27 protein-coding genes are annotated in these 25,263 nt (G+C 73.7%); 12 read left to right on the top strand and 15 right to left on the bottom strand.

The window, feature by feature from the left end; genetic code table 11:
* Positions 1-41 precede the first annotated feature (41 nt).
* From K7G60_RS25950 to K7G60_RS25925, 6 genes are all read right to left on the bottom strand, one after another.
* Complete coding sequence (locus tag K7G60_RS25950) at positions 42-1,559, bottom strand: hypothetical protein (protein ID WP_225803363.1); 1,518 nt, start codon at positions 1,557-1,559, stop codon at positions 42-44.
* Between the two features lie 14 nt (positions 1,560-1,573).
* Positions 1,574-2,632: a hypothetical protein gene (locus tag K7G60_RS25945; protein WP_225803362.1), complete on the bottom strand. Its 1,059-nt coding sequence runs from the start codon at positions 2,630-2,632 to the stop codon at positions 1,574-1,576.
* Positions 2,629-3,510 (bottom strand): hypothetical protein, encoded by an 882-nt coding sequence (locus K7G60_RS25940; RefSeq protein ID WP_225803361.1) that lies wholly within the window; start codon positions 3,508-3,510, stop codon positions 2,629-2,631. Before K7G60_RS25940 ends, K7G60_RS25945 begins: the two co-directional genes overlap by 4 nt.
* Positions 3,510-4,223, bottom strand: coding sequence for a peptidase (locus K7G60_RS25935; protein ID WP_225803360.1), 714 nt, complete (start codon positions 4,221-4,223; stop codon positions 3,510-3,512). The genes K7G60_RS25940 and K7G60_RS25935 overlap by 1 nt, the downstream gene beginning before the upstream one ends.
* A 110-nt stretch (positions 4,224-4,333) precedes the next feature.
* Positions 4,334-4,753 (bottom strand): ATP-binding protein, encoded by a 420-nt coding sequence (locus K7G60_RS25930; protein ID WP_225803359.1) that lies wholly within the window; start codon positions 4,751-4,753, stop codon positions 4,334-4,336.
* A gap of 84 nt (positions 4,754-4,837) precedes the next feature.
* The gene (locus tag K7G60_RS25925) at positions 4,838-5,206 is read right to left on the bottom strand and encodes an STAS domain-containing protein (protein WP_225803358.1); all 369 of its coding nucleotides are present in this window, start codon (positions 5,204-5,206) and stop codon (positions 4,838-4,840) included.
* Positions 5,207-5,427: 221 nt separating this feature from the next.
* Between K7G60_RS25925 and K7G60_RS25920 the strand changes: the two genes are divergently transcribed.
* The 3 genes from K7G60_RS25920 (at position 5,428) to K7G60_RS25910 (ending at position 7,505) form a co-directional block, all read left to right on the top strand.
* Entirely contained in the window at positions 5,428-6,315 is an 888-nt protein-coding gene (locus K7G60_RS25920; protein ID WP_225803357.1) for an RNA polymerase sigma factor SigF, read from the top strand.
* A 136-nt stretch (positions 6,316-6,451) separates the two neighbouring features.
* Positions 6,452-7,084, top strand: a complete 633-nt coding sequence (locus K7G60_RS25915; protein ID WP_225803356.1) for a phosphotransferase — start codon at positions 6,452-6,454, stop codon at positions 7,082-7,084.
* Between the two features lie 67 nt (positions 7,085-7,151).
* Entirely contained in the window at positions 7,152-7,505 is a 354-nt protein-coding gene (locus K7G60_RS25910) for a hypothetical protein (RefSeq protein ID WP_225803355.1), read from the top strand.
* Between the two features lie 6 nt (positions 7,506-7,511).
* On the opposite strand, the gene K7G60_RS25905 is transcribed toward K7G60_RS25910, so the two are convergent.
* From K7G60_RS25905 to hutU, 5 genes are all read right to left on the bottom strand, one after another.
* A complete protein-coding gene (locus tag K7G60_RS25905; protein WP_225803354.1) occupies positions 7,512-8,144 on the bottom strand; it encodes a LysE family translocator in 633 nt (210 codons plus the stop codon).
* Between the two features lie 23 nt (positions 8,145-8,167).
* Positions 8,168-9,337 (bottom strand): imidazolonepropionase, encoded by a 1,170-nt coding sequence (gene hutI, locus K7G60_RS25900; RefSeq protein WP_225803353.1) that lies wholly within the window; start codon positions 9,335-9,337, stop codon positions 8,168-8,170.
* Between the two features lie 102 nt (positions 9,338-9,439).
* Positions 9,440-10,777 carry a formimidoylglutamate deiminase gene (locus K7G60_RS25895; protein ID WP_225803352.1) on the bottom strand — a complete coding sequence of 446 codons (1,338 nt, stop codon included), beginning with the start codon at positions 10,775-10,777 and terminating at the stop codon, positions 9,440-9,442.
* A complete protein-coding gene (locus K7G60_RS25890) occupies positions 10,768-11,964 on the bottom strand; it encodes an allantoate amidohydrolase (protein WP_225803372.1) in 1,197 nt (398 codons plus the stop codon). The genes K7G60_RS25895 and K7G60_RS25890 overlap by 10 nt, the downstream gene beginning before the upstream one ends.
* 17 nt (positions 11,965-11,981) lie before the next feature.
* Positions 11,982-13,658, bottom strand: a complete 1,677-nt coding sequence (gene hutU / locus K7G60_RS25885; RefSeq protein ID WP_225803351.1) for a urocanate hydratase — start codon at positions 13,656-13,658, stop codon at positions 11,982-11,984.
* Positions 13,659-13,753: 95 nt separating this feature from the next.
* On the opposite strand from hutU, the gene K7G60_RS25880 reads away from it, so the two are divergent.
* The 5 genes from K7G60_RS25880 to K7G60_RS25860 all read left to right on the top strand — a co-directional run bounded on the left by K7G60_RS25880 (position 13,754) and on the right by K7G60_RS25860 (position 17,354).
* Entirely contained in the window at positions 13,754-15,091 is a 1,338-nt protein-coding gene (locus K7G60_RS25880; RefSeq protein ID WP_225803350.1) for a diaminopimelate decarboxylase, read from the top strand.
* Between the two features lie 267 nt (positions 15,092-15,358).
* The gene (locus tag K7G60_RS25875; protein ID WP_225803349.1) at positions 15,359-15,751 is read left to right on the top strand and encodes a hypothetical protein; all 393 of its coding nucleotides are present in this window, start codon (positions 15,359-15,361) and stop codon (positions 15,749-15,751) included.
* Positions 15,748-16,509, top strand: a complete 762-nt coding sequence (locus tag K7G60_RS25870; protein ID WP_225803348.1) for a transcriptional regulator — start codon at positions 15,748-15,750, stop codon at positions 16,507-16,509. The genes K7G60_RS25875 and K7G60_RS25870 overlap by 4 nt, the downstream gene beginning before the upstream one ends.
* Before the next feature lie 41 nt (positions 16,510-16,550).
* Positions 16,551-16,943 (top strand): roadblock/LC7 domain-containing protein, encoded by a 393-nt coding sequence (locus tag K7G60_RS25865; RefSeq protein ID WP_030690363.1) that lies wholly within the window; start codon positions 16,551-16,553, stop codon positions 16,941-16,943.
* 39 nt (positions 16,944-16,982) lie between these two features.
* Positions 16,983-17,354, top strand: coding sequence for a hypothetical protein (locus tag K7G60_RS25860; RefSeq protein WP_225803347.1), 372 nt, complete (start codon positions 16,983-16,985; stop codon positions 17,352-17,354).
* Between the two features lie 12 nt (positions 17,355-17,366).
* On the opposite strand, the gene K7G60_RS25855 is transcribed toward K7G60_RS25860, so the two are convergent.
* From K7G60_RS25855 to K7G60_RS25845, 3 genes are all read right to left on the bottom strand, one after another.
* Positions 17,367-18,200 carry a MurR/RpiR family transcriptional regulator gene (locus K7G60_RS25855; protein WP_225803346.1) on the bottom strand — a complete coding sequence of 278 codons (834 nt, stop codon included), beginning with the start codon at positions 18,198-18,200 and terminating at the stop codon, positions 17,367-17,369.
* Between the two features lie 62 nt (positions 18,201-18,262).
* Positions 18,263-18,745, bottom strand: a complete 483-nt coding sequence (locus K7G60_RS25850; protein ID WP_225803345.1) for a hypothetical protein — start codon at positions 18,743-18,745, stop codon at positions 18,263-18,265.
* Positions 18,746-19,066: 321 nt separating this feature from the next.
* Complete coding sequence (locus tag K7G60_RS25845) at positions 19,067-20,455, bottom strand: cystathionine beta-synthase (protein WP_225803344.1); 1,389 nt, start codon at positions 20,453-20,455, stop codon at positions 19,067-19,069.
* A 119-nt stretch (positions 20,456-20,574) separates the two neighbouring features.
* On the opposite strand from K7G60_RS25845, the gene K7G60_RS25840 reads away from it, so the two are divergent.
* The 3 genes from K7G60_RS25840 (at position 20,575) to K7G60_RS25830 (ending at position 24,517) form a co-directional block, all read left to right on the top strand.
* On the top strand, positions 20,575-21,555 hold the full coding sequence (locus K7G60_RS25840) for an SGNH/GDSL hydrolase family protein (protein ID WP_374115685.1): 981 nt from the start codon (positions 20,575-20,577) through the stop codon (positions 21,553-21,555).
* Positions 21,556-22,020: 465 nt separating this feature from the next.
* Positions 22,021-23,241 (top strand): acetyl-CoA C-acetyltransferase, encoded by a 1,221-nt coding sequence (locus K7G60_RS25835; RefSeq protein ID WP_225803342.1) that lies wholly within the window; start codon positions 22,021-22,023, stop codon positions 23,239-23,241.
* Between the two features lie 442 nt (positions 23,242-23,683).
* Complete coding sequence (locus tag K7G60_RS25830; RefSeq protein WP_225803341.1) at positions 23,684-24,517, top strand: hypothetical protein; 834 nt, start codon at positions 23,684-23,686, stop codon at positions 24,515-24,517.
* Positions 24,518-24,574: 57 nt separating this feature from the next.
* On the opposite strand, the gene K7G60_RS25825 is transcribed toward K7G60_RS25830, so the two are convergent.
* Positions 24,575-24,904, bottom strand: a complete 330-nt coding sequence (locus tag K7G60_RS25825) for a hypothetical protein (RefSeq protein WP_225803340.1) — start codon at positions 24,902-24,904, stop codon at positions 24,575-24,577.
* 109 nt (positions 24,905-25,013) lie between these two features.
* Between K7G60_RS25825 and K7G60_RS25820 the strand changes: the two genes are divergently transcribed.
* Positions 25,014-25,244: a DUF4287 domain-containing protein gene (locus K7G60_RS25820; RefSeq protein WP_225803339.1), complete on the top strand. Its 231-nt coding sequence runs from the start codon at positions 25,014-25,016 to the stop codon at positions 25,242-25,244.
* The last annotated feature ends 19 nt before the right edge of the window (positions 25,245-25,263 follow it).

Genomic DNA, 25,263 nt, shown 5'->3' with positions numbered 1-25,263 from the left:
CCCGTCGCACCGCACCGGTGCGACGGGCCCTCCGTCGTTCCTCACCGCCTGAGCCGCGCCCAGGGGGTGAAGGTGAAGACCGCGCCGCCGACCAGGACGACCGTGCCCGCGACGAGGGCGAGGGCGCGCAGGGCGCCGTCGTTCTCCGCGCCGGTCTGGGCGAGGTTCCCGCCGTCGGAGCCGCCGGAACCCGAACCCGAGCCCGAGCCCGAACCCGAGCCCGAGGCGGTGCCCGCGTCCGTCCCGCCGTCGGAGCCGCCGGAGGCGCCGCCGGCCTGCTTGCTCGTGTCCAGTTCCAGGGAGGCCCGCACGGCGCCCTTGACCTGGCAGGGGATGACGATCGGCGAGCCGCCGAGCGAGACGCTGATGGTGAGCGCGCCGGGACTGAGGGTGGACCTGCCCGTCGCCCCGGGGGTGTAGGTGCCCTTCATGTCGGGCAGGTCGACCGGCTTGCCCGCTTCGAGGGGGGCCGCGTTGGCGGGGCCGGTGACCTTCACCGTCCCGCTGTCGGCGCCGCCGAGCCGGACCGCCATGGACGGCTTGAGGGCGCCGGCGGGCAGGGCCGCCGGGCTGTTCATGACGCCCTTGGCGGTCTTGACCGTGAGGTCGTAGCCGTTGCCGTTCTTCTTGGCGTCGATCGTGACCTTGGAGGCGATCGAGGCGGGGCCGGGGGGCCGGCAGGAGAACTGGACCGCGACCTGCTTGCCGGGGAAGTCGGTCTGACCGCCGGAGTCGCCGCCGGTGCCCTCGGAGTCGCCGCCGGTGCCGCCCGAGGAGCCCGTCGCGGAGCCGCCGGTGGAACTCGTACCGCCCGAGGCGGTGGTGCCGCCGGCCGTGGAACTCGTACCGCCGGAACCGGAGGAACCGCCGGAGGTGGTGGTGCCGCCGGAGGTGGTGGTGCCGCCCGAGGTGGTGGTGCCGCCCGAGGTGGTGGTGCCGCCCGAGGTGGTGGTTCCTCCGGACGTCGTGGTCGTGCCCCCGGACGACGAACCCCCCGACGCCGACGAACCGCCCGACGTCGTGCTCCCTCCCCCGTCCGTGACCTTGATCGTCGCACCGACCGGCACCGTCTCCTTGGGGGAGCACTTGGTGTCGGTCGACAGGGGCTTGGATACGTTGATCGTGTACTTGCCGGGCGTCAGGGTGATCTCGCCCGCCTTCTCCAGCTTCAGCCTCCCCTTCATGTCGGGCAGGACCATCGGCGAGTTCTTGGGGATCGGCGGGTTCTGCCGCGGTCCCTCCATCGCGACGGTCCCGCTTCCCGCGCCGCCGACGGTGAGGACGCCGGTCGGCTTCACCGTGTCCTTGTCGAGGTCGAGCACGTCGGGGTTCTTCGAGGCGGCCTGGACCGTCTTCCAGACGATCTCGACCTCGTCGCCGACCTTGGCCTCCGCGGGTGCGGTGATCAGCACCTTCGTCGTGCCCTGCACGGGCGGAAGCCCCGAGATCGACGGCGGGATGCACTCCGTCGCGTAACCCACCTCGGCGGCCTGGGCGGGGCCGGCGGCATACAGGATCCCCGCGCCGCCGAGCATCAGCGCGACCCCGGCCGCGCTCATCCTCCGTTGCGTACTCACGCATGTCCCTTCGTCGTCGGGCTGCTGCTCTCTGGCGCTGACGGTGCGGAGTCAGGGCTGAACCACGGCAGGGCCGCGGTCGTCTCCCCGTCCCCCGGTGCGGGGGCGGAAGCGGGTGTACGGGCGGGGGCGCGGCGACGCGGGCGCGCCCCCGGCCGGGTCCTGGGGGCCGGGGCCCGGCCGGCCCCGGAAGCGGGCCGCACGCGGTCGACCACGGCCATGCCGATCCGGAACAGCGCGGAGGGCACCACGACGGCGAGGAGCACCCAGAAGAGGGCCACGCCCCAGGGTCTGCCGACGCCCCAGGGCTGCTCGACGAGGACCTCGCCCGCGTACTTCACGGAGACCTGGTAGTCGCCGTGCGCGCCGGCGGCGAGTTCGGCGGGGAGGCGGATCAGGGCCTTCCCGCCGGGTTCGACGGTGCCGCGCCACTGGCGTTCCTCGTACTGCGGGGCGAAGACGCCGTGGCTGGTGCCGACCTGGAAGACCGGGTCCTTCACTGCGGCCGGGCCGAGGTTGCCGACGGTGAAGACGACCTCGCGGCGCGGGGGCGCCCCGAACCAGACGAGGAGGCCGCTGGAGCCCTCGAGGCGGACGGCGGCGAGGACGGCGAGGCGGCCGTCGCCGGAGGCCTCGGGGAGCGGGGCCGTGGGGTGCCCGGCGACCGTGAACTCCTTGTCGACGGCGTCCTGTTGCCCGGTGACACCGGCGACGTGCACCACGCAGGGGCAGGGCTCGGGCGGTTCGGCGACGGGGAGCTTCGTGCTGAACGCGCCCCTGGCGTCGACGGTGGCGGCCCGGCCCTCGGTGTTGGCGCAGGAGTTGGTGCCGCCGATGACGCCCTTGCCGGGGGCGCCCTGGCCGCAGATCAGGAGCATGAGCAGCGCGCCGGGCTTCCAGCCGCTGCCGCTGACGGTGATCTCGCCGCCCTTGCCGCCCTCGGTCTTCGAGAGCTCGACCACCGGTCCGGGGGCCGCCGTCGCCGCGGGGGCGGCGGGCAGCAGGACGAGGGCGAGGGCGGCGAGGAGGGCGGCGGCCGTACGGATCGTCCTCATGGTGTCGCTCCCGCCGGGGCTCGCCGGGTAGGGGACCCGCCGCGCCGCCGCACCGCGCATCCGGCGCCGCCCGCCGCCGCCAGGAGCAGGGCGGCGGTGCCGGTGAGCGCGGGGCCCGAGGCGAAGGCGGCCTCGGCGCGGGCGGTGGCGGGGGCGGCGCCCGGTGCGGTGGCCGTCAGCCGGACGGTGACGGAGTCGAGGGCGGGCGGGTCGGGCCAGGGTTCGGTCCGGGTGGCCCGCTCGCCGGGGCGGAGGGTGAGCGGCAGGGCGCGGTCGGGTCGGTCGAGGACGGTGCCGAGGAGGCCCTCGGCACGGACCGCGAGGCGCGGGGCTAGGACCGTGGTGCCGCGGTTGACCAGGGTGTAGCGGAGGGTGCCGGTGGCCCCGTCGACGTGGACGTCCTCGACGGTGAGCGCGGCGAGGCGCGGTCCGCTGACCCGTAGCCGCAGGTCGACGCGGACCTCCCGGCCGGCGGCCGAGGCCCGGACGGCGCCGCGGTGCTCGCCGGGCGGGGTGTCCGCGGTGACGGTCACGGCGAAGGGCACGTCGGCCCGGGTCCTGGCGGGCACGCGCACGGTCCGCGCGGCGAACGACACCGGTGCGCCCTGGCCGGTGAGGCGGACGGTGAGCGGTGCGGTGCCGGGGTTGGTGACCGACAGGGTGTCCTGGAGGACGCTGCCCGGCGGGCCCTCCAGGTAGGCGTACGGCCGTCCGGCGGCGGGCGCCGCCGTCCAGTCCCGGGCGCCGGGGGGCGCCGCCGCGACCGCGCCGAGGAGGGCGGTCACGGCGGCCACGAGCCCGGAGCGGGCGGCCGTGCGGCGCCAGGGGCGGGCCGTCGTGCGCCGTCCGGGCCGTCCGGAGCGTGCCGCCGTCCGCATCAGCGTGCCGTGCGCCGCGTGAGCCAGAGGACTCCGGCGGCGCCGGTCAGCAGGACGGTGCCGCCGAGGGTGCCGAGCGCCGGGGCGGAGTCCAGCGGGCCGGTCCTGGGCAGTTCGCCGCCGGAGTCCCCGGAGTCACCGGGGTCGCCCGCGGGCGGCGGGGCGTCGTTCCGCGAGCCGCCGCCGGAGACCCCGGTGACCTGGAGTTCCAGCGACGGCCTCGGGTTGTTCTTCGGTGTGCAGACGGCCGCGTCCATGCCGAGGGCGTGCACGGTGAGGGTGCCGGCCGTGAAGGTGACCCTGCCGTTCTTCTTCGGGGTGAACGTGCCGGTCAGCGTGCCTATCCGGATGGGGGTGTCGGGCGGGACGGCGGCCGTGTTCGGCGTCCCCGTGACCTTCACCGTGCCGCTCGCGTCCCCGCCGAGGACGATTTCGGCGCGCGGGGTCATGACGCCCTTGGGGAGCTCGACCGGGCTGTCGGAGACCCCTTTGTCGAACGACATGGTGATCGTGTAGCCGTTGCCGCTCCTGGCGGCCTTGATGTCGACGGGCGAGACGGCGCTCTTGGGCCCGATCTTCGTCTCGCAGGCGTAGTTCACGTCGACGACGGCCGCCCGGGCGGCCGGTGCTCCGGCCAGTACGGTCGCGCCCGCCACCGCGGCCGCCGCCGTGAGCGCGGCGGTCGTTCTCCTCCGGTTCGGCTCCTTGGACACCCCGAGCACCCCTCACCGCAATGAAACTGACGGTCTTTCAGATTGGGCGTCAAGGTACGCCCGAGACCTTGCGGAGGGAAGCCAGGGGAACGCGCGGACTTGTGAAAGTCCTATGCCGGTGCGGCCAGTTCGGCCCAGACCGTCTTGCCGGGGGACCCCGGGGTGCGGTCGATGCCCCAGTCCAGGCAGAGCCGCTGCACGATGAACATGCCGTGCCCGCCCGGCCGTCCGGACCGGTGGGGGGTGCGCGGCGCGGGCTGCCCGGCGCCGCGGTCGGTGACTTCGAGGCGCAGCGCCCGGGGCATCCGCAGGACGCGCAGCCGCTCGGGGCCCTCGGCGTGCAGGCAGGCGTTGGTGACGAGCTCGGAGACGACGAGCAGGACGTCCTCGGCGGCGGCCCTGCGGTCGGCTGTGGCGGCCGGCAGCCAGCCCCACTCGTAAAGCGCCGTCCGAGTGAAGTCACGCGCCAGCGGCACGGTGCCGCTGGTCTCGCCGAGGGCGAGCGTACGGACGTCGGAAGCCTGGTCCATCAACGCTTCACCTCACCTATCGACGGGACGGAGGGGACAGGACGTACGGGGGCCGTGCGGGGTGCCGGGGGTATGACGTGGGTCTCAGCCGGGGAGCGCCGTGTCGAGCGTCTCGTGGACGGTGAAGACGGCGTCCGCGCCCGTGATGTGGAACACCCGGGCCACCGCGGGCAGCATCGCCACCAGATGGACGCCACCGCCGGCGGCGTCCGCCCTCAGCCGGGCGCCGAGCAGCACGTTGAGCCCGGTCGAGTCGCAGAACTCCAGGCCCGAGCAGTCGACGACGAGCCGTGCGCGGCCCTGGTCGAGGGCGTCGTCCAGAGGGGTGCGCAGAAGTTCCGCGGTGTGGTGATCGAGCTCGCCGACGGGCGTGAGGAGCGTGCTGCCGGCCACGTCCCGGACCTCGACCCGCAGTCGCGCGGGCGGCGCGCTGCCGATGTGCTGGCGGTCCATGGCCGTGCCTCTTTCGCTCTCGCGGATGCCGACTGACGTGCCTAGAACCCTACAAGCGGCATGCCCTTCGATGCACATGAGGTACCTCTCATATCACCACGAAACGGATTATTGCCACTTGCAACCATCCGGGTCGACCGGGTAGGGCTAGTAGGGAACGTCCGACCCGGCCGGCTTTGGAGGCGCCGCAAACCGCAGCGAGAAGCACCAGAAGGAGACCCATGTCACCCCGGCTCGACGCCCCGCGTACCCCCGACGCGCCGTCGGCAGCACTCCCCCGGCACCCTGCCGTCGACCTGCCCGACCGGCTGCACGACACACCCCTCGACCGGATCGGCCCGGTCGACGCCCGCGCCCTGTCGAAGCAGCTCTTCGCCCGGCTCTCCGAGCTGGAGGAGGGCACCCATGAATACGCGTATGTCCGCAACACCCTCGTCGAACTCAACCTCGCCCTGGTCCGTTTCGCCGCCGCCCGGTTCGGCACCCGCAGCGAACCGATGGAGGACATCGTCCAGGTCGGCACGATCGGCCTCATCAAGGCGATCGACCGCTTCGAACTGACCCGCGGCGTCGAGTTCCCGACCTTCGCGATGCCGACGATCATCGGCGAGATCAAGCGCTTCTTCCGCGACACCTCGTGGTCCGTGCACGTGCCCCGCAGGCTTCAGGAGCTCCGGCTCGACCTCGCCAGGGCCGGTGACGCGCTCGCCCAGCGCCTCGACCGCGCCCCGACCGTCGCCGAACTCGCCGAGGAGCTCGGCATCGAGCAGCAGGAGGTCGTCGAGGGCCTGGCCGCGAGCAACGCCTACACCGCGGCCTCGCTCGACGCGCAGCCCGACGAGGAGGACGGCGCCGGCGGCGAGGCCGCGCTCGCCGACCGCCTCGGCTACGAGGACCACGGGCTCACCGGCATCGAGTACATCGCCTCCCTCAAGCCGATGATCGCCTCGCTGCCCGCCCGCGAGCGGCAGATCCTCTCCCTCCGTTTCGTCTCCGGCCTCACCCAGTCGGAGATCGGCGCGGAACTCGGCATCTCGCAGATGCACGTGTCCCGGCTGCTCAGCCGCACCCTCGGCCGGCTGCGGCGGGGCCTGACGCTGGAGGAGTGACCTCCGCCGGCCTCCACCGACCTCCGCCGGCATCTCCGGGCGACGGCCGCGAGAGGGCCCGTTCACGGTCTTCCGACCCTGGACGGGCCCTCCGTCATTGCAGAATGAGGGCCAAGGGGAGGAAGGGGGCGGGCAGTTGGAGATCATCGGGCAGGGCAGGACGGCGGACGTGCACGCGCTCGACGAGGAACGGGTGCTGCGGCGGTACCGGGACGGCGGGGACGCGACCCGGGAGGCGGCGGTGATGGCCCGGCTCGCCGACCGGGGCTATCCGGTGCCGGCCGTCCTCCACGCGCGGGGTCCCGACCTGGTGATGGAGCGCCTGGCGGGGCCCTCGCTCCTGGACGCGCTGCTGACGGGGGCGTACGAGCCGGAACCGGCGGGCGAGCTGATCGCGGACCTCCTGGACCGCCTGCACGCGCTGCCGGGGGACGGCGTGGTCCACCTGGACCTGCACCCCGGGAACGTGGTCCTCACGGCCGACCGGGGCCCCGTCGTCATCGACTGGCAGACGGCGGAGGAGGGCACCCCGCCGGGCCTGGACCGCGCCGTGTCGGCGCTGATCCTCGCGGAGGTGGCCGTCTCCCCCGCCCCGTACGCCCCCGGCGCCCGCGCGGGCCTCGCCTCCCTCCTGACGGCCCTCCGCGGCCCGGCCCTCCCCCACCTCCCCGCGGCCCGCGCCCGTCGCGCGGCGGACCCGAACCTGACGGCGGAAGAGGTGGCGGCGCTGGGGGCGGCGGAGGACCTGGTCCGGACGCTGGCTCCCTGAAACTCCCTGGCCGCGGCACGGAACGGGCCGGTACGGTCGGCCACTCCTTCCACAGAGAGCGAAGCCCATGACCGCCCAGCGACCGACGACCACCTTGTGGCGCCCCACCGGCCCCGTCGAGCTGGAACTCGTACGGGAGTCGGGCTGGCGCGCGTGGCCGCCGCGGCTGCCGGAGCAGCCCATCTTCTACCCGGTCCTCGACGAGGAGTACGCGGTGAGGATCGCCCGCGACTGGAACGTGAAGCACAGCGGCGCCGGCTACGTCACCCGATTCGAGGTCGACACGGAGTTCCTCCGCAGGTACCCGGTCCGGCAGGTGGGCGGCCGGACGATCCTGGAGCTGTGGGTGCCGGCGGAGGAGCTGGGCGAGTTCAACGCGCACATCGTGGGCGGGATCGAGGTCGTCCACGAGTTCCGCTGACGGCGCTCAGTCCCCGAAGGCCAGCCGGAGGCCGAAGGCCGCGACGGCCGTGCCCGTGAGGCGGTCGAGGGTGCGGCGGGCGGAGGGGCGGCGGAGCCGGGCGGAGAGGAGGCGGGCGCCGGCGATCAGGGCGGCGGACCAGAGGAGGCCGAGGAGGATGTGCTCCGTGGTGAGGAGGAGGCCCATCGCCAAGTGGTTCGTGTCCGCCGGGAGGAACTGCGGGAGGACCGCCACGTAGAAGGCGCCCACCTTCGGGTTGAGCAGGTTCGTGAGGGTGCCCTGGCGCCAGCCCGACGCGAAGGTGTCCGGGGTGTTCCGCTCCTGGGCCGCCTCCTGCACGGCGTGCCCGCCGAACGTCTTCCTCAGCATCTGGACGCCCATCCACACCAGGTACGCCGCGCCCGCCCAGCGCAGCGCCTCGTACGCCAGGTGGGAGGCGGTGAGGAGCGCGGTCACCCCCAGGGAGGTGAGCGCGCCCCAGGCCAGGACGCCCGTCTGGATGCCGAGGACGACGCCCCACGCCCGCGCGCGGCGGCCGAGGGCCGCCGTGCGCAGCACGAGGGCGGTGTCGAGGCCCGGCGTGAGGGTGAGGAGACCCACGACGAGGGCGAAGGACCAGAGGGCGGTGGCGGTCGTCATGGCACCTGAGGGTAGGTCCCCGCTCAGACCGTCCGCGCGCCCTTCCGCCAGACCTCCGCCACCAGCGGCACGCCCGGACGGTAGGCCAGGTGGACGTGGGACGGGGCGTCGAGGACGACGAGGTCCGCGCGGGCGCCGACGCCCAGCCTTCCGACGTCGGTGCGGCGCAGGGCGGCCGCGCCGCCGGCGGTGGCGGCCCAGACGGCCTCGTCCGGAGTCATCAGCATGTCCCGGACGGCGAGGGCGATGCAGAACGGCATCGAGGACGTGAAGGACGAGCCGGGGTTGCAGTCCGTGGACAGGGCGACCGTCACGCCCACGTCGAGGAGCCGGCGGGCGTCCGGCCACTCGGCGCGCGTGGAGAACTCGGCGCCGGGCAGCAGGGTCGCGACCGTGTTCCCCTGCGCCAGGGCGTCGATGTCGGCGTTCGTCAGGTGGGTGCAGTGGTCGGCGCTCGCCGCGTCCAGCTCGACCGCGAGCTGCACTCCGGGGCCGTACGAGAGCTGGTTGGCGTGGACGCGCGCCTGCAGGCCCTTCGCGATGCCGGCCTTGAGGATCGCGCGGGCCTGGTCGCCGTCGAAGGCGCCCTTCTCGCAGAAGACGTCCACCCAGCGGGCGTACGGGGCACAGGCGTCCAGCATCTCGCCGGTCACCAGCTTCACGTACCCGGCCGGGTCGTCGGCGTAGTCCGGCGACACGATGTGCGCGCCGAGGTAGGTGACCTCGTCGGTGTGCTCGGCGGCGATGCGCAGGGCGCGGGCCTCGTCCTCGACGGTGAGGCCGTAGCCGGACTTGGTCTCGAAGGTGGTGGTGCCCTGGCGCATCGCCTCCCACATGTAGCGGGCCACGTTGGCGGAGAGCTCCGCGTCGGTGGCGGCGCGGGTCGCCGCGACGGTGGTGCGGATGCCGCCCGCCTTGTAGGGCTGGCCGGACATGCGGGCGTTGAACTCGGCCGTGCGGTCGCCGGCGAAGACGAGGTGCGAGTGGGAGTCGACGAAGCCGGGGATGACGGCGCGGCCGGCCGCGTCGACGGCCTGGTCCGCGGCGGGGGCCTGCGCCGCCGGGCCCGCCCAGGCGACCGTCTCGCCGTCCAGGACGAGGGCCGCGTCCTCGATCAGGCCGAGGGGGCCTTCGCCGAGGGCGGGGTCGTTCGTGACGAGGCTGCTGATGTTCGTGATGACGGTGGTCGTCATGGCTGCTCTCCGGTGGGGGCGGGCGATTCGGGTGCGGGCCGGCGGCCGGGTCGTGCCCACCCGTTCCGCCCTGCGGAACGACTGCCCACGACCCGGGGGCGCTCAGCTTCTGAGGGCGGCGACCGTCGTCGCCAGGGCCTCTCCCACGTCCGGCACGGAGACATGGACGCCGTCCTGGACGATCGTCCGGCCGCCCACCACCACGTGGTGCACGTCCGCCGCCGCCGCCGCGAAGACCGCCGTCTCGGCCGCCAGGCGCGGGACCGGTCCCGCGGTGCGGACCGAGTCCAGGGCGATGGTGGTGAAGTCGGCCAGGGCGCCGGCCTCCAGGACGCCCGCGTCGGCCCAGCCGAGGGCCGCGTGGCCGTCCGCGGTCGCCGCGCGGAGCAGTGCGGCGGCCGTCCAGTGGCCGCGGGTGCGGGTGCGCAGGCGCTCGTTCAGCTCCATGGCCCGCGCCTCTTCGAGGAGGTCGACGACGGCGTGGCTGTCGCTGCCGAGGGAGAGCGGCGAGCCGGCGCGCTGGAGGGCGACCGCCGGGCCGATGCCGTCGGCGAGGTCCCGTTCGGTGGTCGGGCACATGCACGTGCCGGTGGAGGACCCGCCGATGAGCGCGATGTCCTCGTCCGTCATGTGCGTGTTGTGGACGCCCGTCGTCCGCGCGCCGAGGACGCCGTGCTCCGCGAGGAGCCGGGTCGGCGTCATGCCGTGGGCGGCGAGGCAGGCCTCGTTCTCCGCCGTCTGCTCGGAGAGGTGGACGTGGAGGGGGGCCTGCCGCTCCTCGGCCCACCGGGCGACCGTCGACAGCTGGTCCGCGGGGACGGCCCGTACGGAGTGGATCGCCGCCCCGACGCGTACGCCGTCCCGGTCCTTGAGGGCCGACACGCGCTCGGCCCACTTCTCCGCCGTGCCGTCGGTGAAGCGGAGCTGGTGCTGCTCGGGGGCGGCGCCGAAGCCGGAGGAGAGGTACGCGGTGTCGAGGAGGGTGATGCGGATGCCCGCCTCGGCGGCGGCGGCGACGAGCGCCTCGCCCATGGCGTTGGGGTCGGCGTACGGGGTGCCGCCGGGCGCGTGGTGCAGGTAGTGGAACTCGCCGACGGAGGTGATGCCGGCGAGCGCCATCTCCGCGTACACAGCGCGGGCGAGCGCGAAGTAGCTGTCGGGGGTGAGGCGCTGGGCGACGGTGTACATGACCTCGCGCCAGGTCCAGAACGTGCCGGAGCCGACCTGGACGGTGCCGCGCAGGGCCCGGTGGAAGGCGTGCGAGTGGGCGTTGGCCAGGCCGGGGATCGTGAGGCCGCGCAGGACGACGGCGCCCGGCGGGGGCGTCTCGACTCCCGTGCGGACGGCGGTGATCCGGTCGTCGGTCACGTCCAGGGCCACGCCCGGCTCGACGTTCGTGTCGAGCCAGGCGTGTTCCAGCCAGTACGTCGTCAGCGGCACGCCAGCTCCTCCAGTACGTCGGCGAGTGCGATGACCCCGGCCACGCAGTCGTCCTCGGCCGCGAACTCGGCCGGGGAGTGCGAGACGCCGGTGGGGTTCCGTACGAACAGCATGGCGGTCGGAATCGACTCGGACAGGATGCCCGCGTCGTGTCCCGCGCCCGTGCCGAGGACCGGCACCTTGCCCGAGGTGCCCAGGATCCGGGAGAGCTCGTCGCGCAGGACGTGCGAGAACTCCACGATCGGGGTGTAGGACTCCCGCACGACGGCGAGGTCGATGCCGTGGCGGTCGGCGTACTCCCGGGCCGCCGCCTCGACGCCCGCGACGACCTTGTCGAGGGAGCCCTGGTCGGCGGCGCGGGCGTCGAGCCAGCCGCGGACCATCGACGGGATGGCGTTGACGCCGTTCGGCTCGACCGCGATCTTGCCGAAGGTGGCGACGGCGCCCGCGAGTTCGGCCTCGCGGCGGGCGGCGAGGACGGTCTCGGCGTAGGTGAGCATCGGGTCGCGGCGGTCGACGAGCCGGGTGGTGCCGGCGTGGTTGGCCTCGCCGGCGAAGTCGTACCGCCAGCGGCCGTGCGGCCAGATGGAGGAGGCGATGCCGACGGCGTCCCCGGACAGGTCCAGGGCGCGGCCCTGCTCGACGTGGAGCTCGACGAAGGCGCCGACGCGGGCGAGCCGCTCGGGGTCGGGGCCGATCCCCGATGGGTCGTACCCGGCGGCCTCCATGGCCTGCGGGAGGCTGGTGCCGTCCGCGTCGCGGAGCTCGTACGCCTGCTCCTTCGTCAGCCGGCCGGCGGTGAGGCGGGAGCCGACGCAGGCGAGGCCGAAGCGGGCTCCTTCCTCGTCGCCGAAGTTGACGATGGCGAGGGGCCGCTTGAACGAGGCTCCGCGGGAGCGGAGTTCGTCGAGGGCGGCGAAGGCGGACACGACGCCGAGGGGGCCGTCGAAGGCGCCGCCGTCGGGGACGGAGTCCAGGTGGGAGCCGGTGACGACGGCGTCGCCGGCCGTCGGGTCGCCGAGCCAGGCCCACTGGTTGCCGTTGCGGTCCGTCTCGACGTCGAGACGGCGGGCCTCGGCCTGCATGCGGAACCAGAGGCGGCAGTCGGCGTCCGCCTGGGTCCAGGCGTAGCGGCGGTAGCCACCGGAGGCGGCGCTGCGGCCGATGGGCCGCAGCGACCGCCACATGGCGTGGAAGCTGTCGCTCACGCGGAGGCCTCGTCCTCGGAGCCCTCGCGCATCGGGACGCGGACGCCCTTCTCGTCGGCGACGCGCTCCGCGATGTCGTAGCCGGCGTCGACGTGGCGGATGACGCCCATGCCGGGGTCGTTCGTCAGGACGCGGCGGATCTTCTCGCCGGCGAGCTTGGTGCCGTCCGCGACCGAGACCTGGCCGGCGTGGATGGAGCGGCCCATGCCGACGCCGCCGCCGTGGTGGATGGAGACCCAGGAGGCGCCGGAGGCGACGTTGACCATGGCGTTGAGCAGCGGCCAGTCGGCGATGGCGTCGGAGCCGTCGAGCATGGCCTCGGTCTCGCGGTACGGGGAGGCGACGGAGCCGCAGTCGAGGTGGTCGCGGCCGATCGCGAGGGGCGCGGCGAGGGTGCCGTCGGCGACCATGTCGTTGAACATGGAGCCCGCCTTGTCGCGCTCGCCCTGGCCGAGCCAGCAGATGCGGGCGGGCAGGCCCTGGAAGTGGACGCGCTCGCCGGCCATCTTGATCCAGCGGTGCAGGGACTCGTTCTCCGGGAAGAGGTCGAGGATCGCCTTGTCCGTCTTGGCGATGTCGGAGGCCTCGCCGGAGAGGGCGGCCCAGCGGAAGGGGCCCTTGCCCTCGCAGAACAGCGGGCGGATGTAGGCGGGGACGAAGCCGGGGAAGGCGAAGGCGCGGTCGTAGCCGGCCAGCTGGGCCTCGCCGCGGATCGAGTTGCCGTAGTCGAAGACCTCGGCGCCGGCGTCCATGAAGCCGACCATGGCCTCGACGTGCTTGGCCATCGACTCGCGGGAGCGCCGGGTGAAGCCGGCCGGGTCCTTGGCGGCGGCGTCGGCCATGTCCTCGAAGGCCACGCCGACGGGGAGGTACGAGAGCGGGTCGTGGGCCGAGGTCTGGTCGGTCACGATGTCGATCGGGGCGCCCTCGGCGAGCATCTGCGGGAGCAGCTCGGCGGCGTTGCCGAGGAGGCCGATGGAGAGCGGGCGGCGGGCGTCGCGGGCCTCGGTGGCGAGCTGGAGGGCGTGGGCCAGGTTGTCGGCCTTGACGTCCAGGTAGCGGTGCTCGATGCGGCGCTCGATGGCGCGCGGGTCGCAGTCGACGCAGATGGCGACGCCGTCGTTCATGGTGACGGCGAGGGGCTGGGCGCCGCCCATGCCGCCGAGGCCGGCGGTGAGGGTGATGGTGCCGGCCAGGGTGCCGCCGAACTTCTTGGCGGCGACGGCCGCGAAGGTCTCGTAGGTGCCCTGGAGGATGCCCTGGGTGCCGATGTAGATCCAGGAGCCGGCCGTCATCTGGCCGTACATGGTGAGGCCGAGCTGCTCCAGACGGCGGAACTCCTCCCAGTTGGCCCAGTCGCCGACCAGGTTGGAGTTGGCGAGGAGGACGCGGGGGGCCCACTCGTGGGTCTGCATGACGCCGACGGGGCGGCCGGACTGGACGAGCATCGTCTCGTCCTGCTTGAGGGTGCGCAGGGTGCGGACCATGGCGTCGAAGGAGCGCCAGTCGCGGGCGGCCTTGCCGGTGCCGCCGTAGACGACGAGCTTGTCGGGGTGCTCGGCGACCTCGGGGTCGAGGTTGTTCTGGAGCATCCGGAGGGCGGCTTCCTGCTGCCATCCCAGGGCGCTCAGTTCCGTACCGCGGGCTGCTCGGACGGGGCGGGGTCCTGACATGGGGGTGCCTCCTCGGAATGTCGTTCAGATATTCACATCTTGTCGCGCTGAATAGTTGTAGTCAACAGGGCGCCCCGGCCGGACGATGGACGAGGATGGGCCGCATGGCCTCCTACCGTCGTGATCTCGCCGTCCGAGCCTCCGTCGACCAAGGACTCCTCTCCGCCGCCGCACCGGTCGTCGCCCTCCTCGACACCGCCGGCATCCTCGCCTCCGCCACCGCCCTGACCAGCGCCTTCGCCGCCGTCACCGACGCACCCGTGCTCCACGCCTTCGCCGTGAAGGCCGCCCCGCTCGTCCCCGTCCTGCGCCTGCTCCACGAGGCGGGGCTCGGCGTCGAGGTCGCGAGCCCCGGCGAGCTGGCCCTCGCCCGCGCGGCCGGCGTCCCGCCCGCGCGGACCGTGCTCGACTCCCCCGCCAAGACCCCGGCCGAGCTCCGCCAGGCCCTCGCGCTCGGGATCGCCGTCAACGCCGACAACCTCCAGGAGCTGGGCAGGCTCGACGCGCTCGTCGCCTCCGCCCCCACCGCCTCGCCGCTCGGCCTCCGGGTGAACCCGCAGGTCGGAGCGGGTTCCATCGGCGCGCTCTCGACCGCGACCGCCACCTCCAAGTTCGGCGTGGCGCTCCGCGACGAAGGCGCCCGCGAGGCCGTCGTCCGGGCCTTCCTGGACCGGCCCTGGCTGACCCGGCTGCACACCCACACCGGCTCCCAGGGCATCCCGCTCGCCCTCATGGCCCAGGGGGTCGGGGAGGCGTACGCGCTCGCCGAGGAGATCAACCGGGCGGCCGGGCGGCAGCAGGTCGACACCCTCGACATCGGCGGCGGACTGCCGGTGAACTTCGCCTCCGACGAGGAGACGCCGACGTACGCGGAGTACGCCCGGCTGCTCGCCGACACCGTCCCCGGGCTCCTCGACGGGCGCTACCGGCTCGTCACCGAGTTCGGGCGCTCCCTGCTCGCCAAGCACGGCACGGTCCTCGCCCGGGTGGAGTACACGAAGACCACCGGCGGCCGCCCGATCGCCGTCACCCACGCGGGCGTGCAGCTGGCCGCCCGCACGGTCTACGCCCCCGAGTCCTGGCCGCTGCGCGTCCTCGCGTACGACTCCGCGGGCCGGCCCCGCACCGAGGACGTCACCGTCCAGGACGTGGCGGGCCCCGCCTGCTTCGCAGGGGACCTGCTCGCCACGGGCCGCGCGCTGCCGCTGCTGCGCCCGGGCGACGTCGTGGCGGTCCCGGACACCGGCGCGTACTACTTCGCCCACCACTACGCGTACAACAGCCTTCCCCGGCCCGGCATCCACGGCTTCACGGTGGACGGCGACGGGGCGGTGACGTTCACGACCGTCCGCAGGGCCCAGACGCTCGACGAGATCGTCGCCGAGGCGGGCGGGGAACGGGCGGACGCACTGGTCCGGCAGCCCGTCGGGTAACGGACCGGGGGCGGACGCGCCGGACCGGGGATCCGCAGCCGGCAGCGGGGGGCGGACGCGCCGGTCCGGCAGCCCGTCGGGCAGTGGTCCCGCGGGCGGCCCGGGTGCGGGCGCGCCGGCGGCGGCCCGGGTCCGCTCTGATCAATTCGCGTCAGACAGCGGCATGTTCCGATGGAAAATGCCAGAACCCCTCCCTGAGGCCGGAACGTTCAGTAGCGTCACCGTCACTGCCGCACGTTCGCACGCCGCATCGGGAGGGGAATCCGCGTGCCCGGAATCGACGAGTGCCTCCTGGAGGCCATGGCCCTGCCGGGGGCCCGGGGCGCCTCCCTGGTCGACTGGACCAGCGGGCTCGCTCTCGGCACGGCGGGCGACTCGCCGGTCGGCGACCACGAGACGACGGCCGCCGAGACCGCCGAGATAGCCCGCTCCGCCGCCGAGTTCGACTCCTTCACGGCGGCGGACGGCGGCCCCGGCGCGGGCCCGGCCGTCGAGGACCTGATCGTCACCACCCGCGCCGGCTACCACGTCCTCCGCTTCGTCGAGACCTCCTTCGAGAGCAGCGTCTTCCTCCACCTCTGGCTCGACCGCGACTCCGGCAACCTCGCCCTCGCCCGGCTCCGCCTCCGCGACCTCGCCGAGAGACTGGTCCTCGGATGAGCAGGGCGACCGTCTCCCCGATGCTGGTCCGGCTCGCCGCCGAGAAGGCCACCGGCGCCCTGCTGCGCGACCACGGCACGCTCTACCTCGTCGACGGCCGGGTCGTGCACGCCGAGTCGCCCGCCGCCCCCGGCGTCGACGTCCTCCTCACCACCGGCGGCCGGCTGCCCCGCGAGGGCTGGGACGAGGCCGTCGACCGGGCCGGGGCGCACCGCGCGGTCGGCCGCTTCCTCGTCGACAGCGGCCGGCTGCACGACGGCGAGCTGGAGATCTGCCACCTCGGCGCCGTCTTCGACGCGGCCTTCTTCGCCCTCTCCCCCACCAGCGGCCCGACCCGCTTCCGGTACGGGGTGGGGCACTGGTTCGGGACGGTGCGGCCGGTCTCCGCCGAGGCCGTCGAGCGCGAGACCGTCCGCCGCCGCGAACTCCTCGACGCCGTCTGGCCGTACGCCGCCGTGGACACCGCCCCGGTCGTGCCGCGTCCCGCCTCCCCCGGCCAGACCGTGGGGGCGCGGCAGCGCGCGCTGCTCGCCGCCGCCGACGGGGAGCGGACCCCGGCGGAGCTGGCCCGGCTGCTCGGCAGGCCCGCCTTCCACACGCTGCTCGACGTGCGACGCCTGGCCGCGGCCGGACTCGTCGAGACGCCGCTCTCACCCGAACCCACGCCCCCGCCTTCGGCCTTATCGGCCCTGCCGGTGGCCGATCCCGACATCGCCCTGCTGCGCCGGCTCCGTGACGCCCTGGAGGCACACCTGTGATGAGGCGTGCCCTGCGCATGCGCGCCGAGAGGAGACAGCTCATGACGGCAGAAGCCGAGGTCCTCGGCGAGCTCAGACGGCTGCGGGCGCGGCTGCCCCAGCTCACCGGGGCCCTGGCGGCCAGCGCCGACGGACTCGTGCTCGCCCACGACACGGTGGACGGCGAGGCGGAGACCGTGGCCGCGCTGACCGCGGCGGCGCTCGGCGTCGGGCAGCGGCTGACCGACACCACCGGACAGGGCCGCTTCCGCGAGCTGCTCGTACGCGGCGAGAACGGCTACGTGGCGACGTACGCGGCGGGCGGCTCGGCCGTCCTGACACTGCTCGCCGAGCCCCGGATCAACGTGGGGCGGCTCCATCTGGAGGCCCGCAGGTCCAGCGCCCGGATAGGGGAACTCGTCGACGGCGCGCTGGAACGCAAAGACCTGAACTGAACCGTCCGAACAGCACCGAGAAGGAAGAAGTACGACACCATGGCGAACACCGAGACCTCCCTCAAGGAAGCCGTCACGATCGAAGGCGCGATCGGCGCGGCCCTCGTCGACTACACCAGCGGCATGGCGCTCGGCACGATCGGCGGCGGCAAGGACCTCGACCTGAACATGGCCGCGGCGGGCAACACCGACGTCGTCCGGGCCAAGGTCCGGACGATGGAGATGCTGGGACTCCAGGAGGACATCGAGGACATCCTGATCACCCTCGGCAGCCAGTACCACCTGATCCGGCTGCTCAAGGGCCGCGGCAACAGCGGCCTCTTCCTCTACCTGGCGCTCGACAAGGGCCGCGCGAACCTGGCGATGGCACGCCACCAGCTGAAGAAGATCGAGGCCGAGCTGGAGGTCTGACGGCTCGGGGGCCTACTCGACGAACAGGCCCCGGGTCGCCGCCTTCGTGTCGAACTCCTCCAGGCGCGCCTGCGCGTCGGGGAGTTCGTCCGCCATGGCCTCCAGGAGGACCCGGCCGAGCAGCATCGGCGCGCAGGCGGTGTCGAAGGCGAGTCCGGTGCCGACGGCGGCGGGGATCAGCAGGTCGCTGTGGGCGGCGACGGGCGCGAACGCCGACTCGGCGACGGTCACGACCGTGAGCCCGGCCTTCCGCGCGTACTCCAGGGCCTCGACGACCTCCCGGGGGTGCCGGGGCAGCGCGAAGCAGAGCAGGGCCGTGGCCCCGGCCCGTACGGCCGCGTCGATGCGGTCCGTGAGCATCGAGCCGCCCTCGTCGAGGAGCCGGACGTCCGGGTGCACCTTGGCGGCGAAGTAGGCGAAGCCCCGCGCCTGCGAGGAGGCGGCCCGCAGCCCGAGCACGGGGAGCGGGCGGGATCCGGCGAGGAGCCGGCCTGCCCGCTCGACGGGGGCGGGGTCGGCGAGGAGCCCGGCGAGGTGCCGGAGGTTCTCGATCTCGGCGAGGACGGCCTGCTGGTACTCGTTGAGGCCCGAGGCCTCCTCGGCGGCCGCGGGCATGCTCTCCCGCAGGTGCTTGCGCAGCGCCGGGTAGCCGTCGAAGCCGAGGGCGACGGCGAAGCGGGTGACGGAGGGCTGGCTGACCCCGGCGAGCTCGGCGAGCTCGACGCTGGACAGGAACGGCACGTCACCGGCGCGCCGGACCATGCAGTGCGCGATCCGCCGCTGCGTCGGCGTCAGCCGGTGCCCCTCGAAGAGCGCCTGCAGCCGGCCGGCCGGGCTGTCGCTCATGCCGCCCCCTTCACCTATTCACCTACAAAAGACGTTGCATAAGGATATGCAGTCGGTGGGGCTCAGGGCGAGGGGCGGGCGGCCACGGCGGTGCAGGACCCCCCGGGACCGTGCGCGGTGACCCGGGGCCGGTCCGTCTCCGTGAGCTCGACGGTGAAGCAGCGGGTGGTCATGGCCTCGGCCGGGCCGAAGACGACCACGGTCCGCTCGTACACGCGGGAGAACCGCACCAGGACCCGGGTGCCGTGCTCCGTGGGACGCACCTCCACGAGCACCCCGAGGCGCTGCCCGCCGCCCGCGGACCGGTCGAGGGCCTCCCGCACGTCCCGCTCGGAGGGCGTGCCGCCCTCCGCGGCGAGGACGTCGGCGAACCGCGCCGCATCCGCCCGGGTCGCCTCGAAGGCGTCCTCCTCCCGGCCGGACTCGCGGACCTGCGAGAGGGCGTAGAGGACGTAGAGGGCGAAAAGGGTCAGGGCGGGGACGAGCAGAACCGCCGCCAGGACCTTGGCCCAGAGCGGTGTTCCGCCTCTGCGTTCGGATGTCACGGGCCCCGGAGGCTACCCCGACGGGACCCGGCCGCGCAGGCGAACGGGCCCCCGCGTGAGCGGGGGCCCGTCGGCGTCGTGCGAGGCGGTTGGCGCGGGGACCGCCGCACCCCCGGAACGGGGGGCGGGACGACGGCGGTCCCCGCGAGGGACACGGGTCCGGGTCAGGGCCGGCCACCGCGTCCGCGGCGTCTGTGGAGGCCCGGGAGCCGCTCCGGAAGTCCGTGACGCCGACGACCACCAATGTGCCGGACGCGTGTTAAGCGGGTGCTGCGGGTACGTGTCGCCCTCGTACCAGTTGCACGAACTGCTGCGTACCGCCTACTTCGAACCGCCGCCGGCCAGGAAGGCCAGCAGGTCCTGACGGCTCACCACACCGGTCGGCTTGCCCTCGACCAGCACGATCGCCGCGTCGGCGGACTCGCCGAGGACGGACATCAGGTCGGCGACCGGCTCGCCCGAGCCGACCTGCGGCAGCGGCGCGCTCATGTGCTGCTCCAGCGGGTCCTCCAGGGAGGCCTTCTTGGTGAAGAGGTGGTCGAGGAGCTCGCGCTCGACGACCGAGCCGACGACCTCGGCGGCCATGACGTCGGGGTGGCCGGCGCCGGGCTTCACGATGGGCATCTGGGAGACGCCGTACTCGCGCAGCACCTCGATGGCCTGGCCGACGGTCTCGTCCGGGTGCATGTGGACGAGGGACGGCATGCCGCCCTCCTTGTGGCGCAGGACGTCGGCGACGGTGGCGGTGGAGGTGTCCTCCAGGAAGCCGTGGCCGGCCATCCACTCGTCGCTGAAGATCTTCGACATGTAGCCGCGGCCGGAGTCCGGGAGCAGCACGACGACGACGTCGTCGGGGCCGAGCTCGCGGGCGACCTCCAGGGCCGCAACGACGGCCATGCCGCAGGATCCGCCGACGAGGAGGCCCTCCTCCTTGGCGAGGCGGCGGGTCATCTGGAAGGAGTCCTTGTCGGACACCGCGACGATCCGGTCCGTGACGTTCCGGTCGTACGCCGTCGGCCAGAAGTCCTCGCCGACGCCCTCGACCAGGTACGGGCGGCCGGAACCGCCCGAGTAGACCGAGCCCTCCGGGTCCGCGCCGATGACCTTCACCTTCCCGCCGCTGACCTCCTTGAGGTAGTTGCCGGTGCCGGAGATCGTGCCGCCGGTACCGACGCCCGCGACGAAGTGGGTGATCTTCCCGTCCGTCTGCTCCCAGAGCTCGGGGCCGGTGGTCTCGTAGTGCGACCGCGGGTTGTTGGGATTCGAGTACTGGTCGGGCTTCCAGGCGCCCGGCGTCTCGCGGACGAGCCGGTCCGAGACGTTGTAGTACGAGTCGGGGTGCTCGGGGTCGACGGCCGTGGGGCAGACCACGACCTCGGCGCCGTAGGCCCGCAGCACGTTGATCTTGTCGAGCGACACCTTGTCGGGGCAGACGAAGATGCACTTGTAGCCCTTCTGCTGGGCCACGATCGCCAGGCCGACGCCGGTGTTGCCGGACGTGGGCTCGACGATGGTGCCGCCGGGCTTGAGCTCACCGCTCTGCTCCGCCGCCTCGATCATGCGCAGGGCGATCCGGTCCTTGACCGAGCCTCCGGGGTTGAAGTACTCGACCTTGGCCAGAACGGTCGCCTGAATGCCCGCTGTGACGTTGTTGAGCTTCACCAGCGGGGTGTTGCCGACGAGGCTGATCATCGAGTCGTGGAATTGCACCGTAATCTCCGGGGTCTCCGTAATGGTGTGGCCAGCGTATGCGTAGTCGGAGCGGGTTACGGGGCACTTAGACCCTGAACGGCTTGAAGGAGGTGACGGCCCCCATGTCGAGGGCGAGGGTGGCGCGGCGGATCGCAGCCGGTGCGGCGTACGGCGGCGGGAGCATCGGGCTGATCGGTGTCGCGGCGGTGGGGGTCCTCCTGGCCGAGGCGCAGCTGGCCAAGCGCACGGTCTACGGCGCACCGGCACCGCTGCCACCGGTGGCGGACGGCCTCTACGGCCGCGCCTTCGGCACGGAGGACCCCCTGCGGCTGGCCCTTCTGGGTGATTCCACGGCGGCGGGCCAGGGCGTCCGCCGCTCGGGGCAGACACCGGGCGCGCTGCTCGCCTCCGGGCTCGCGGCCGTCGCCGAGCGGCCGGTGGTCCTGCGGAACGTGGCACTCTCCGGGGCCCGCTCGGACGACCTGGAACGCCAGGTGTCGCTGCTCCTCTCGCAGCCGCTCGGGCCGCCGGACGTGTGCGTGATCATGATCGGCGCGAACGACGTCACGCACCGCCTGCCCCCGACGGAATCGGTACGGCTGCTCGCCTCGGCCGTGCGCCGGCTGCGGACGGCGGGCGCGGAGGTGGTGGTCGGGACCTGCCCGGATCTGGGCACGATCGAGCCCGTCTACCAGCCCCTGCGCTGGCTGGCGCGGCGGGCCTCCCGGCAGCTGGCGGCGGCGCAGACGATCGTCGTCGTCGAGCAGGGCGGGCGGACGGTGTCGCTGGGCGACCTCCTGGGGCCCGAGTTCGCGGCGAACCCGCGCGAGATGTTCGGGATCGACAGCTTCCACCCCTCGGCGGAGGGGTACGCGACGGCGGCGATGGCCGTCCTGCCGACGCTCTGCGCCTCGCTGGGCCTCTGGCCGGAGACGGACCGGCTGGAGCCGGAGCGGCGGGAGAACATGCTCCCGGTGGCGAAGGCGGCGGCGGAGGCGGTACGGGAGGCGGGGACGGAGGTCACGGGGGCGCGTGCGCCGTGGGCGCTCCTGAAGCACCGCCGCCGGCGCCGCCTGCCGGTCCCGGCGGAGCCTTCCCCGGAGGACGCCCAGGCCTGACCGACGCGGCGCCCCGCCCGTTGTGGGCAGTCGTTCCGCGGGGGCGGTGCTCACCCCGTTGTGGGCGGTCGTTCCGCTGGGGCGGAACGGGTGGGCACAACGGAACGGCGCCCTTGCCGGGCCCAGGCTCCCGGGCCTGGACCCGCACCCCGTGCACAGCTCACCCGTGGTGCGGGTCCAGGCGCGGGACGCGGAGGCGGCCGCGAAGGGCGCCGTCCCGTGTGCCCACCCTCCCCCAGGCTCTCGGCTTCGCTCGAGCAGGGGACCCCCCTGCCCCCGCGGGACGATTGCCCACACGGCGGGTGGGCACCGGCCTGGCAGGCGCGGCCGTACGGGCGGAGGTCCCGTGGCTGAGCGCTCGCTTAGAAAAGAGGTCCGCGTCACACCGTCCAAGCGGTGACCCGTGCGGTACGTACGGGTAACTTCCCTTTCAGCCCGCTCACTCCGCACCCTCATGGAGCCGTGATGCCCGAAGCCGTGATCGTCTCGACCGCCCGCTCGCCCATCGGCCGGGCCTTCAAGGGCTCCCTCAAGGACCTGCGGCCGGACGACCTCACCGCGACCATCGTCCAGGCGGCCCTGGCGAAGGTGCCGGAGCTGGACCCGCGCGACATCGACGACCTGATGCTCGGCTGCGGCCTCCCCGGCGGCGAGCAGGGCAACAACCTGGGCCGGATCGTCGCCGTGCAGATGGGCATGGACCACCTGCCGGGCTGCACGATCACCCGTTACTGCTCCTCCTCGCTGCAGACCTCCCGCATGGCGCTGCACGCGATCAAGGCGGGCGAGGGCGACGTCTTCATCTCGGCCGGCGTCGAGATGGTGTCCCGTTTCGTGAAGGGCAACTCGGACTCGCTGCCGGACACGCACAACCCGCTCTTCGCCGAGGCCGAGGCCCGTACCGCCGCCGTCGCCGCCTCCGAGGGCTCCACCTGGCACGACCCGCGCGAGGACGGCCTCGTCCCGGACGCGTACATCGCGATGGGCCAGACCGCGGAGAACCTGGCGCGCTGGAAGGGCATCAGCCGCCAGGAGATGGACGAGTTCGGCGTGCGGTCGCAGAACCTCGCCGAGCAGGCCATCAAGAACGGCTTCTGGGAGCGCGAGATCACCCCGGTGACGCTGCCGGACGGCACGGTCGTCTCCGCGGACGACGGCCCGCGCGCGGGCGTCACCCTGGAGGGCGTGCAGGGCCTCAAGCCGGTCTTCCGTCCCGACGGCCTGGTCACCGCCGGCAACTGCTGCCCGCTGAACGACGGCGCCGCCGCGCTGGTGATCATGTCCGACACCAAGGCCCGCGAGCTCGGCCTGACCCCGCTGGCCCGGATCGTCTCCACCGGCGTCTCCGGCCTCTCCCCCGAGATCATGGGCCTCGGCCCGGTCGAGGCCTCGAAGCAGGCCCTCAAGCGCGCCGGCCTGACCATCGGCGACATCGACCTCGCCGAGATCAACGAGGCCTTCGCCGCCCAGGTCATCCCGTCCTACCAGGACCTGGGCCTGGACCTGGACAAGGTGAACGTCAACGGCGGCGCCATCGCCGTCGGCCACCCCTTCGGCATGACCGGCGCCCGGATCACCGGCACGCTGATCAACAGCCTCCAGTTCCACGACAAGCAGTTCGGCCTGGAGACCATGTGCGTCGGCGGCGGCCAGGGCATGGCGATGGTCATCGAGCGACTGAGCTGAGCCGTAGCGGAGGGTAGGGGTCGCCCGAGGAACGAGGGCGGCACCTGCCCGCAGCGGTGGCGAAGCGCAGTGCGACCACGAGAGCGAGCGACTGAGCCGAGCCGTAGCGGAGGGTAGGGGTCGCCCGAGGAACGAGGGCGGCACCTGCCCGCAGCGGTGGCGAAGCGCAGTGCGACCACGAGAGCGAGCGACTGAGCCGAGCCTCCGCTCTCCACGGACCTGGCGGGTCAACCGCTCCGCGTCCGAGCCGTGACCGAATCTCCCCCAGGATGTGACCTACATCCCGGGGGAGATTGTTTTCCCAGGTCAGAGCCGTTTCGGGACTAAACGCCTGGCAGAAATACCTGTCCAATTCGTGACGTAATGCACTGACAGGCAGCGCCACCCCAGGACAAGCTGATGTAGGAAGTCGGGGGATCGACTCGGAATCGGGAGTACGTCAGTGAGCGCCATGTCTCTTGCCCTGCTGCTGACCACGGCCGCTGCCACGGCCGTGGGCGCTGCTGCCCTGCACGCCGTCCACGGTCTCCGCAAGGAGGTCACCGCCCTCCGGGGCGAGCTGGCCGCCGGCCACGGCGGGACGGTCCCCGCGGCCCGCACCTCGCCCGCCGCCGAGATACGGGCCGCGGTCGCCGAGGCGCTGGCCGAGGAGCGCGAGCGCGAGCTCGCGGAGGCGCGCGCCTTCTGGGCCGCGCAGGAGGCCCGTGACGCCGCCGACGCCCCGTCCCTGCTGGGCGGCCTGGGCGGCCAGGCCGACGACGGCACCTTCTTCGTGCCGCGCCAGGCCGACTTCGTGGGTCTGGAGGCGATGGCCCTGGAGGCCATGGAGGCGGAGGCCGCCGCGCTCGACGGCCCCGAGGCGCTGGACTCCCTCGACGAGTACCCCGAGGACTCGGCGGAGCTGGCCGCGGCCCGCCGCCGGCACCCCTCGCACCCCGACTTCGTGCCGGTGCAGACGCCCGTGGTCACCGACCACGAGCGGACGGTGGCCCGCCTGGAGGAGCTCGCGGACACCCGCACCGCGCTCACCGACGTGCGCCCGGGCCCGCTCGGCACCCTCGACGTGTACGTCTTCGCGGACGGCACCACGCTCTGCATGACCCCCGGTCACCGCGAGACCGCGGAGCGTCTCGCCGAGGCCCTGCGCGCGGGCCGCACCCCGGTCCTGCTCGGCGGCTCGGGCGTCTCGGGCGCCTTCGCCCTGACCTTCTCCTACGGCGACACGGACGAGGAGAACGTCTACATCCTCGCGGACCGCGTGATCGCCTCCCTGTAACCCTGTAGGGGCCCACGGCCGCCCCACGGGCCCGCACGGCGGCCCCGGCGGCCCTCTCTACAGCCCGGCGCGCTCCGCCGCCTCCCGTACCAGCCTCACGGCCTCGTCCAGCTCCTTCTCGTGGGAGCCGGCCGGGGCCGTTCGCAGGACTTCGGCCAGATCGTTCCCGGCGACGGCGAGTTGGTCGCCCACCGTGAACAGACCCGCGTCCGGCATGATCCTCGGCTCCCGGTCCGGGTCCTCGGCGCGCTGGGCGCGCACCGCCAACTCGCGGGCGAGGGCCAGCCCTTCGGCCGCCGCGGCCTGCCGGAGGCGGCTCTGCGGGGCGGCCCGCAGCCGGTCGGCGAACCGCTCGACGGCGGCGGTCAGTTCACTCGTATCGTGCACCCCGCGACCCTACGCGCCCTGCCCGGCCCCTTGCCAACGGGCGAACGCTTCGGCACGGTGACGGGAAGGAGTACGAGAAGCACACGGCACGAAGCGTCCGGAGGCGCCGATGTCCCAGACTTTCTCCGAAGAGACCCACCGCAACCTGCTGGCCCGGATCCCGGCCCGTACCGGTCGTGAGATCACCGACTGGATGCGCATCGTCGACGAGGGCCCCTCCCTCCTCCGCTTCGAGGACCGGCTCAGCTGGCTCCGCGGGGCGCACGAGCTGACGTACGGCCACGCGAAGGCGATCATCCACGAGTACAACCTGCGGCGGGCGGCGCGCAGACTGCTCTGACCCCGTCCCCCTCCCCGGC

It is taken from the genome of Streptomyces sp. NK15101 (assembly GCF_020400725.1).
Lineage (GTDB): Bacteria > Actinomycetota > Actinomycetes > Streptomycetales > Streptomycetaceae > Streptomyces.
The sequence above is the reverse complement of the archived record's forward strand: the minus strand, read 5'-3'. Positions and strand labels throughout refer to the sequence as shown.

Excerpts from the sequence above, each read along its gene's own strand:
- K7G60_RS25950 (WP_225803363.1), bottom strand. The coding sequence starts at position 1,559 with ATGAGCGCGGCCGGGGTCGCGCTGATGCTCGGCGGCGCGGGGATCCTG.
- K7G60_RS25945 (WP_225803362.1), bottom strand. The coding sequence starts at position 2,632 with ATGAGGACGATCCGTACGGCCGCCGCCCTCCTCGCCGCCCTCGCCCTC.
- K7G60_RS25940 (WP_225803361.1), bottom strand. The coding sequence starts at position 3,510 with ATGCGGACGGCGGCACGCTCCGGACGGCCCGGACGGCGCACGACGGCC.
- K7G60_RS25930 (WP_225803359.1), bottom strand. The coding sequence starts at position 4,753 with ATGGACCAGGCTTCCGACGTCCGTACGCTCGCCCTCGGCGAGACCAGC.
- K7G60_RS25925 (WP_225803358.1), bottom strand. The coding sequence starts at position 5,206 with ATGGACCGCCAGCACATCGGCAGCGCGCCGCCCGCGCGACTGCGGGTC.
- K7G60_RS25920 (WP_225803357.1), top strand. The coding sequence starts at position 5,428 with ATGTCACCCCGGCTCGACGCCCCGCGTACCCCCGACGCGCCGTCGGCA.
- K7G60_RS25910 (WP_225803355.1), top strand. The coding sequence starts at position 7,152 with ATGACCGCCCAGCGACCGACGACCACCTTGTGGCGCCCCACCGGCCCC.
- K7G60_RS25905 (WP_225803354.1), bottom strand. The coding sequence starts at position 8,144 with ATGACGACCGCCACCGCCCTCTGGTCCTTCGCCCTCGTCGTGGGTCTC.
- hutI (WP_225803353.1), bottom strand. The coding sequence starts at position 9,337 with ATGACGACCACCGTCATCACGAACATCAGCAGCCTCGTCACGAACGAC.
- K7G60_RS25890 (WP_225803372.1), bottom strand. The coding sequence starts at position 11,964 with ATGTGGCGGTCGCTGCGGCCCATCGGCCGCAGCGCCGCCTCCGGTGGC.
- hutU (WP_225803351.1), bottom strand. The coding sequence starts at position 13,658 with ATGTCAGGACCCCGCCCCGTCCGAGCAGCCCGCGGTACGGAACTGAGC.
- K7G60_RS25880 (WP_225803350.1), top strand. The coding sequence starts at position 13,754 with ATGGGCCGCATGGCCTCCTACCGTCGTGATCTCGCCGTCCGAGCCTCC.
- K7G60_RS25870 (WP_225803348.1), top strand. The coding sequence starts at position 15,748 with ATGAGCAGGGCGACCGTCTCCCCGATGCTGGTCCGGCTCGCCGCCGAG.
- K7G60_RS25865 (WP_030690363.1), top strand. The coding sequence starts at position 16,551 with ATGACGGCAGAAGCCGAGGTCCTCGGCGAGCTCAGACGGCTGCGGGCG.
- K7G60_RS25860 (WP_225803347.1), top strand. The coding sequence starts at position 16,983 with ATGGCGAACACCGAGACCTCCCTCAAGGAAGCCGTCACGATCGAAGGC.
- K7G60_RS25855 (WP_225803346.1), bottom strand. The coding sequence starts at position 18,200 with ATGAGCGACAGCCCGGCCGGCCGGCTGCAGGCGCTCTTCGAGGGGCAC.
- K7G60_RS25835 (WP_225803342.1), top strand. The coding sequence starts at position 22,021 with ATGCCCGAAGCCGTGATCGTCTCGACCGCCCGCTCGCCCATCGGCCGG.
- K7G60_RS25820 (WP_225803339.1), top strand. The coding sequence starts at position 25,014 with ATGTCCCAGACTTTCTCCGAAGAGACCCACCGCAACCTGCTGGCCCGG.